General features: G+C 72.9%; 7 protein-coding genes. 5 read left to right on the top strand and 2 right to left on the bottom strand.

Translation table 11 applies throughout. The features are described 5' to 3' along the window. From HW578_RS19535 to HW578_RS19515, 5 genes are all read left to right on the top strand, one after another. Positions 1 to 2113, top strand: a 2113-nt coding sequence (locus tag HW578_RS19535; protein ID WP_232479134.1) for a hybrid sensor histidine kinase/response regulator, incomplete at its 5' end; no start/stop codon positions are given. Between the two features lie 42 nt (positions 2114 to 2155). Further along, a complete protein-coding gene (locus HW578_RS19530) occupies positions 2156 to 2641 on the top strand; it encodes a chemotaxis protein CheW (protein WP_198372386.1) in 486 nt (161 codons plus the stop codon). Between the two features lie 13 nt (positions 2642 to 2654). Beyond that, positions 2655 to 3035, top strand: coding sequence for a response regulator (locus HW578_RS19525; RefSeq protein ID WP_198372385.1), 381 nt, complete (start codon positions 2655 to 2657; stop codon positions 3033 to 3035). Further along, positions 3032 to 4111, top strand: a complete 1080-nt coding sequence (cheB, locus tag HW578_RS19520; RefSeq protein WP_232479133.1) for a chemotaxis-specific protein-glutamate methyltransferase CheB — start codon at positions 3032 to 3034, stop codon at positions 4109 to 4111. The genes HW578_RS19525 and cheB overlap by 4 nt, the downstream gene beginning before the upstream one ends. Continuing rightward, positions 4108 to 4935 carry a CheR family methyltransferase gene (locus HW578_RS19515; RefSeq protein WP_198372384.1) on the top strand — a complete coding sequence of 276 codons (828 nt, stop codon included), beginning with the start codon at positions 4108 to 4110 and terminating at the stop codon, positions 4933 to 4935. The genes cheB and HW578_RS19515 overlap by 4 nt, the downstream gene beginning before the upstream one ends. A 1-nt stretch (position 4936) precedes the next feature. On the opposite strand, the gene HW578_RS19510 is transcribed toward HW578_RS19515, so the two are convergent. Beyond that, on the bottom strand, positions 4937 to 6724 hold the full coding sequence (locus HW578_RS19510; protein ID WP_198372383.1) for an ABC transporter ATP-binding protein: 1788 nt from the start codon (positions 6722 to 6724) through the stop codon (positions 4937 to 4939). Positions 6725 to 6938: 214 nt separating this feature from the next. Beyond that, on the bottom strand, positions 6939 to 8210 hold a 1272-nt coding region (locus HW578_RS28325; protein ID WP_198372382.1), incomplete at its 5' end, for a CCA tRNA nucleotidyltransferase.

Here is an 8210-nt window from a genome sequence, read left to right as displayed (position 1 = left end):
CGCACCGTCGCCCGCCGCCGCCGTGCCCGAAGCGCATGCCGCCGAGGCTGCCGGCGGCATCGCCGCGCCGCAGACCATCCGCGTCTCGGTCGATGTGCTGGAAGACCTGATGATGCTGGTGAGCGAGCTGGTGCTCACCCGCAACCAGCTGCTGCAGCTCGCGCGCGCACACCAGTCCGACGCCTTCGCGGTGCCGCTGCAGCGGCTGTCGCACATCACCTCCGACCTGCAGGAGGGAGTGATGAAGACGCGCATGCAGCCGATCGGCAATGCCTGGTCGAAGCTGCCGCGCCTGGTGCGCGACCTGTCGATCGAACTGGGCAAGAAGATCGAGCTCGACATGCGCGGCGCGCAGACCGAACTCGACCGCCAGGTGCTGGAGCTGATCCGCGACCCGCTCACGCACATGGTGCGTAATTCGGGCGACCACGGCCTCGAGACGCCCGAGCAGCGCCGTGCCGCGGGCAAGCCCGAGACCGGGCGCATCCTGCTCAATGCCTATCACGAAGGCGGGCACATCATCATCGAGGTCGGCGACGACGGCCGCGGCCTGCCGGTCGAGCGCATTCGCGCCAAGGCGCTGGCCAACTGCCTCGCGACCGAATCCGAACTGGCCCAGATGAGCGAACGCGAGGTGCTGCGCTTCATCTTCGCTCCCGGCTTCTCGACCGCGCAGCAGGTGACCTCGGTCTCCGGCCGCGGCGTCGGCATGGACGTGGTCAAGACCAACATCGAGAAGATCGGCGGAACGGTGGAACTGTCGTCCAGGGAAGGGCGCGGGACCACCTTCACCATCAAGATCCCGCTCACCCTCGCCATCGTCTCGGCATTGATCGTCGAGGCCGGGGGCGAGCGTTTCGCGCTGCCGCAGATCGGCGTCGTGGAGCTGGTGCGCGTCGCCGCGGGCGGCGCGAACGCGGGCGCCGGCGCCGGCGGGCAGGACGGCGCGCCACGGATCGAGCGCATCAAGGACGCGCCGGTGCTGCGCCTGCGCGACCGGCTGCTGCCGCTGGTCTCGCTTGCCGGGCTGCTGCGCCTGCCGGCACCGGCCGGCGCGGCAGAAGGCTTCGTCGCGGTGATGCAGGTGGGCGGGCAGGCCTTCGGCATCATCCTCGACCGTGTCTTCGACACGGAGGAGATCGTGGTGAAGCCGGTGGCCCCCATCCTGCGCCACGTCACCATGTTCAGCGGCAACACCATCCTGGGCGACGGGTCGGTCATCATGATCCTCGACCCTAACGGGATCGGCCGCGCCGCCAGCGTGGGCGCCGATGCGCCGAGCGAGGATGCGCGGCGGGCCGCGACTGCGGGTACCGGGCTGCGCTCCGATGCGCGCGCTTCGCTGCTGCTGTTCCGCGCCGGGGACGAGACGCCCAAGCCCGTGCCGCTCGGCCTCGTCGCGCGGCTCGAGGACATCCCGGCCGAGCGCATCGAGATGTCGGGCGCGACGCCGGTGGTGCAGTACCGCGGCGGGCTCATGCCGTTGGTGCCGGTCTCGCCGGGCTCGTTCCGTCCGGAGGGCGCAGCGCGCCAGGCGGTGCTGGTCTTCACCGAGAACGACCGTGCCATGGGGCTGATGGTCGACGAGATCCTGGACGTGATCGACGAGCGGCTGGACATCCAGCCGGGCTCCGGCCGCGCGGGCTTCATCGGCTCGGCGGTGGTCGCGGGGCGCGTGACGGAAGTGCTCGACACCGCCTGGTGGCTCGCGCAGGCCGGCGAGAACTGGTTCCGCACTGCGCGGCCGGCAGCCTCGCGCAGCGCCCGCCCGCGCCTGCTGATGGTCGAGGACAGCGCCTTCTTCCGCCACCTGGTCGTGCCCGCGCTCTCGGCCGCCGGCTACGAGGTGATGGCGGTGGACGGCCCCGCCGCGGCGCTGCGCCTGCGCGAGGAGGGGCACGCCTTCGACGCCGTGGTCTCCGACATCGAGATGCCGGAGATGGACGGCATCGCCTTCGCGCACGCGGTGCGCGCCGGGGGTGCATGGGAGGCGATGCCGCTGATCGCGCTCTCTTCCCGCGCCGAGCCCGCCGACGTTGTGCGGGGCCGTGAGGCCGGCTTCACCGACTATGTCGCGAAATACGACCGCGATGCGCTGCTGCAGTCGCTGTAGGACTGCCTCTCGGCGCGGCTCGCGGCCTGAAGGACACGGGACATGGAACAGATCGCCGCTGCCCCTGCGCCGCGCACCGCCGTGCCGCCGCATCGCCAGGAGCGGGAGGAGGATGTCCTCCTGACCCTGACCGTGGCCGGCCAGTGCTGCGCCGTGCCGGTGCTTCTGGTGCGCGACGTGCTCGGCACGCAGGCCATCACGCGCATCCCGCTGGCCCCGCCCGAGATCGCCGGCAGCCTGAACCTGCGCGGACGCATCGTGACCGCGGTGGATTTGCGCCTGCGCCTGGGCCTGCCGCCGCGCGAGGCCGGCACCGCGCCCATGAGCGTGGTGGTCGAGCAGGCGGGCGAGCTCTACTCGCTTCAGGTCGACGAGGTCGGCGAGGTGGTGCCGCTGCCCGCCGGCGGATTCGAGCCCAACCCACCAACGCTCGACGCCTTCTGGCGCGAGGTCTCGCGCGGGCTGCACCGGCAGAAGGACCGGCTGGTCATCGCGCTCGAGATCGACCGCGTGCTGGCGATCGGCTGAGAGGAGCGCGCAGATGACCCGCACCTGCCTGATGGTGGATGACAGCCTGGTCGTGCGCAAGGCGGCGCGACGCATCATCGAGGGGCTCGGCTTCACCGTCACCGAGGCGAAGGACGGCCAGGAGGCGCTGGAATCCTGCCGCGCGGGGCTGCCCGACGGCGTGCTGCTCGACTGCAACATGCCGGTAATGGACGGCATCACCTTCCTGCGCGCCGCACGCGCGGAATTCGGGCCGGACCAGCCGCGCATCGTGCTCTGCACGACCGAGGCGGAATTCGCCCGTATCGTGCAGGCGCTGGAGGCCGGGGCGCAGGAATACGTGATGAAGCCCTTCGATGCCGACATCATCCGCGACAAGTTCGAGCAGGCCGGCCTGCTGGAGCCGGCGGCATGACCCTGCCGCCCGCCTTCGGTGGCGAGTTGCGGGTGATGCTGTGCGACGACAGCGCCACCGCGCGCGCCATCCTGCGCCGCCTTCTGGAATCCGAACCGGGCATCCGCGTGGTGCACCAGGCGGCGGACGGGCGCGCGGCGCTGGACGCGCTGGCGGCGGCGCGGCCCGACGTGGTGCTGCTCGACCTCGAGATGCCGGTGATGGACGGCATGACGGCGCTGCCGCTGATCCTGAAGGCGGCGCCGCAGGCGGCGGTGATCGTCGCCTCGGCGCTGACCCAGCGCGGGGCCAAGGCGACGATCGCGGCGCTGGCCGCCGGTGCGGCGGACTACGTGCCGAAGCCGCAGGGTGCCGCGGGCGGCGCGGCGGATCCCGCCTTCAAGGCGGAGCTCATCGCCAAGGTTCGCGGCTGGGCGCGCATGAAGCGGCAGGAGAAGGCGGCGCCCGCGCGTGCCCCGGCCCCGCCGCCGCGCATGGCCGTCGCGGCGAAGGCGCGCCCTGCCCTGGTCGCGGTGGGATCCTCGACCGGCGGGCCGCAGGCGCTGGCCGCGCTGGTTAAGCGCTTGCCGCGGCTCGCGGTGCCGGTGGTGGTGGTGCAGCACATGCCGGCGGGCTTCACCACCATGCTGGCCGAACACCTCGACCGGCTGGGGCCGCATCGCTGCGCCGAGGCCACCGAGGGCGAGGCCCTGCTGCCAGGGCGCATCCACCTGGCCCCCGGCGACCGGCACCTGCTGGTGGAGGCGGCGGCTGGGGGGCTGCGTGCGCGCATCTCCTCCGGCCCGCCCGAGAATTTCTGCCGCCCCGCGGTGGACCCGATGCTCCGCAGCGCCGTCGGCGCCGTGGGTGGCAGGCTGCTGGCGTTGATCCTGACGGGCATGGGGCATGACGGGCTGGAGGGTTGCCGCGCGGTGGCGGCCGCCGGCGGCACGGTGCTGGCGCAGGACGAGGCGAGCTCGGTGGTCTGGGGGATGCCCGGCGCCGTCGCGCGCGCCGGGCTGCCTGCCCTGCTGGCACCGCCCGAGGCGCTGGCCGAACGCATCGCCGCGCTGGCGGCCGACAGGGTCACGGCATGACGCCCGAGAGCTTCAACTTCCTCGCCGGCCTGGTGAAGCAGCGCTCGGGCATCGTGCTGACCGCGGACAAGGGCTATATGCTGGAAACGCGCCTGGCGCCCATGCTGCGGCGCGACGGGATCGGCAGCCTGGATGCGCTGGCGCTGCGCCTGCGCGCGCCGGGCGCGACCGCCCTGGCCGCCGAGGTGGTCGAGGCGCTGACCACCAACGAAAGCTCCTTCTTCCGCGACGGCACTCCCTTCGAGCACCTGAGGAAGCTGCTGCCCAGGCTGGCCGCGGCGCGCCCGCCGGGGCATGTCATCCGCGTCTGGTCCGCGGCCTGTTCCTCGGGGCAGGAAGCCTATTCGATCGCCATGACCGTGCTGGAACTGGGTGCCGCCATGGCCGGGCGGCGGGTCGAGATCCTGGGCACCGACCTCTCGCGCGAAATGCTCGATCGCGCGCAAGAAGGTATCTTCACGCAGTTCGAGGTGCAGCGCGGCCTGCCGGTGCAGATGCTGGTGAAGCACTTCGTACAGGACGGCACGCGCTGGCGCGTGAAGCCCGAATTGCGCGCCATGGCACGCTTCCAGCCCTTCAACCTGCTGGACGACCCGCGCGGGCTCGGCCGCTTCGACATCATCTTCTGCCGCAACGTGCTGATCTATTTCGATGCGCCGACCAAGTCGCGCGTGCTCGCCACGCTGGCGAACCTGCTGCCACCGGATGGCGTGGTCTACCTGGGCGGGGCGGAGACGGTGCTCGGGCTGACCGAAAGGCTGGTGCCCGCGGCGGGCGAGCGCGGCGTCTATGAACCGGCGCGCGCGGCGGCGCGCAGCGCGTGAATCACGCCTCCGCCGAGAAGGCCTGGGTGCGCACCAGCCGGGCATAGAGCCCGTCCCGCGCCATCAGCTCGGCATGGCGGCCCTGTTCCACGGCGCGCCCGGCCTCCATCACCACGATCCGGTCGGCATCGCGCACGGTGGCCAGGCGATGCGCGATGACCAGCGTGGTGCGCCCGGCGCGCAGCCGGGCCAGCGCCTGTTGCACCAGCGCCTCGTTCTCGGCATCCAAAGCGCTGGTCGCCTCGTCCAGCAGCAGGATGCGCGGGTTGCGCAGCAGCGCGCGGGCCAGCGCGATGCGCTGGCGCTGCCCGCCCGACAGGCGCGACCCGCCCGAACCGAGCACAGTGGCGTAGCCCTGCGGCAGTGCCGCGATGAAGTCATGCGCGGCAGCGGCGCGGGCGGCGTCCTCGATCTCGGCGCGGGTCGCGCCGGGGCGCCCGGCGGCGATGTTCGCCTCGGCCGTGTCGTCGAAGATCACCGCATCCTGGCCGACATAGGCGATGGCGTCGCGCAGGGATGCGATGGTCACGTCGCGGATCTCGGCGCCGTCGACCAGCAGCTGGCCCTCGGTCGCGTCGTAGAGCCGCGGCACCAGGGCGATGGCGGTGGACTTGCCCGCGCCGGAGGGGCCGACCAGTGCGACCGTCTCGCCCGGTTCGGCGGCGAAGGTCAGGCCGCGCAGCGCGGCGTCGGGCACGGCGCCGCCCTCGGCGCGCGGGTCTGCGGCATAGGTGAAGCCGACATCCTCGAAGGCGATGCGCCCGCGGCCGGACGGCAGGGAGGCGGCATCGGGCGCGTCGAGGATGCGGCGCTTCTCGTCCATCACGCCGAAGACGCGGGTGAGGCCCGCCAGGCCTTCCTGTAGCGCGGCGTTGAGCGAGCCAAGCGCGCGCACTGGGCGCGAGGCGATCAGCAGCGCCGCGACGAAGCCGGTGAACTCGCCGAGCGTGCCCGCGCCGGAGGCCACGCGCCAGCCCACGAAGATGAGCACGGCGGCAACCGCGAAGCCGCCCAGCGCCTCGAGCAGCGGGTCGAGCGAGGCGCGGGTGCGGGCGATGCCATAGAGGCTCTCGCGCAGCCGGGCGAACAATCCGGCGGCGCGGGCTTCCTCGGCGGCTTCCAGGCGGTAGGCGCGCACCACGCGCGCGGCGCCGAAGGATTCGGTCAGCGCGGCGGCTGCCTCGCCCACCCTCTCCTGCATGCCGCCCGACGCACGCCGTATGCGCTTGCCGAGCTTCAGGATCGGCACCACGGCGATCGGGTAGAGCAGCGCCGCCACCAGCGACATCTGCCAGTCGAGGTAGACCATGGAGGCGACCAGGCCGACGACCGTGAGCGCATCGGCGATGGCGTTGATGGACTTGGTCAGTGCCTCGCGGATCAGCGCGGCGTCGGTGGTGAAGCGGGCGGCATGGCGGGCCGGGGCCTCGCGCGCCACCACCGCCAGGTCGGCGCGCGTGAGGGCGCGGAACAGGTCGTTCTGGATCGCCTCGATCACCCGCAGGACCACGCCCTGGATCGCGACCGCCTGGCCGTATTGCGCGGCCGCCTTGAGGCAGGTGACCACCACGATGACCAGCGGGATGGCCCAGAGCACGTCCTGCCGCCCCTCGGTAAAGAGGTCGAAGGATTGCTGGATGACCACCGGATAGAGCGCAGTGGTGGCGGCGACGCCGAGGGTGCAGGCCAGCGCCACGACGACGCCGCGGCGGTGCTGCGCCACATAGGCGCGCCACAGGCGAGCGAGCAGGGCGCGGGTGGTGGTGTCGAGGGCGGGGGCGGCGGCCATGGGCGGCGGGCATAGAGGGTTTTGGCCGCGGGCGGTATGGGGACGCGTGGGACGCCGGGGAGGCGGGTGTCGCCGCGATGGTCAGCCCTGCCGTGGGCTGGCCGGCGAGGCGAGCGCCGGACACCGGCTGTCACATTAACGGGCTTGCAACCCCGGGCGACGCTATGCTAGTTCTTGTTTCGTTCCGGTGAAGACGGCGGGGCCGGACCCCCACTCATCCCCCGAGTGCGGTCCCGCCGTCGCCCCCGGTGCCGTCGTCGTCGGGCATCCCCCTCCCCTCGGCAGGATCGGCACCGGGGCCCGCCGCGGCGATGCGGCGGGCGAGTTCGGCGAGCACTTCGTCGCGCGTGGGGGTGCAGCCGGCACGGCGCCACCAGAGCCTCAGTTCGGACAGCAGAGCGCCCATGCGCGGGCCGGGTGGTACGCCGCGCTCCGCGAGATCGGCGCCGGCGATCGGAAAGGCTGGCAACGGCATGCGTGCTGCCACGGCCCGCGCGGCATTCCAATGCTCGGCCTCGGTTTCCCCGCGCCCGAGATTCTGCAGCGTCAGCGACCAGTCGGCGAAGCGGCGCAGAAGCGTCTCGTCCTGGAATGCGCGCTGGGCCCCGGACAGCACCCAGGCCGCTTCGCCGGCGGGCGAGTCATGCGGCGACCGGAGCGGTTGGCCGCGGCTGGCCCGTGCCTCCGCCAAATCCATCGCCAGGAGATCGAGGATGCGCCGTTCTTCCAGCGACGCCTTCAGCCTTTCCCCGAGCCTGAGCGGAGCATTGCGTTCCGGCAGGAGCGCCACGAGGCGCGGCCACGGGTCGCGCAGGGGCGCGAGGGACTCCAGGCGCGCCAGACCGGCGAGGTCCGGCTTCGCGCCCACCACCGCCTCCAACACCCCCGTCTCCGCCATCAGCGCCACCGCCGCCACCGGGTCGGGCACCGACAGGATGCGCTTCAGTTCCATCCAGACCCGCTCCGCCGAAAGCCGCTTCAACCCCGGCACCGCGCGGCGGATCGCCGCCACCGCCGCGGCGTCCGGCGCCCCCACCCCGTAGCGCGCCTGGAAGCGGAAGAAGCGCAGCGCGCGCAGGTAGTCCTCCGCAAGGCGCGTGTCCGGGTCGCCGACGAAGCGTACGCGCCCGGCCGCCAGGTCCGCGCGCCCGGTGAAGTAGTCGAACAGCGCGCCGTCCGGCGCCAGCGACATGGCATTGATGGTGAAGTCGCGCCGTGCCGCGTCCTCGCGCCAGTCGGTGGTCCATTCCACCACGGCGTGCCGGCCATCGGTCAGCACGTCGCGGCGCAGGGCCGTCACCTCGACCGGCGCGTGGTCCAGCACGGCGGTGACGGTGCCGTGCGCGAGGCCGGTCTCGAACACCTTGAGCCCGGCGGCGCGCAGGCGCGTGCAGATGTCCTCGGGCGGCAGGGGCGCGGCGATGTCCACGTCGGCGCTCGCGCGCCGCGCCAGGGCGTCGCGCACGCAGCCGCCCACGGCGCGCGC

Source organism: Roseomonas rosulenta (assembly GCF_016106005.1).
Lineage (GTDB): Bacteria > Pseudomonadota > Alphaproteobacteria > Acetobacterales > Acetobacteraceae > Neoroseomonas > Neoroseomonas rosulenta.
This window is presented reverse-complemented; position numbering and strand designations above follow the sequence as displayed.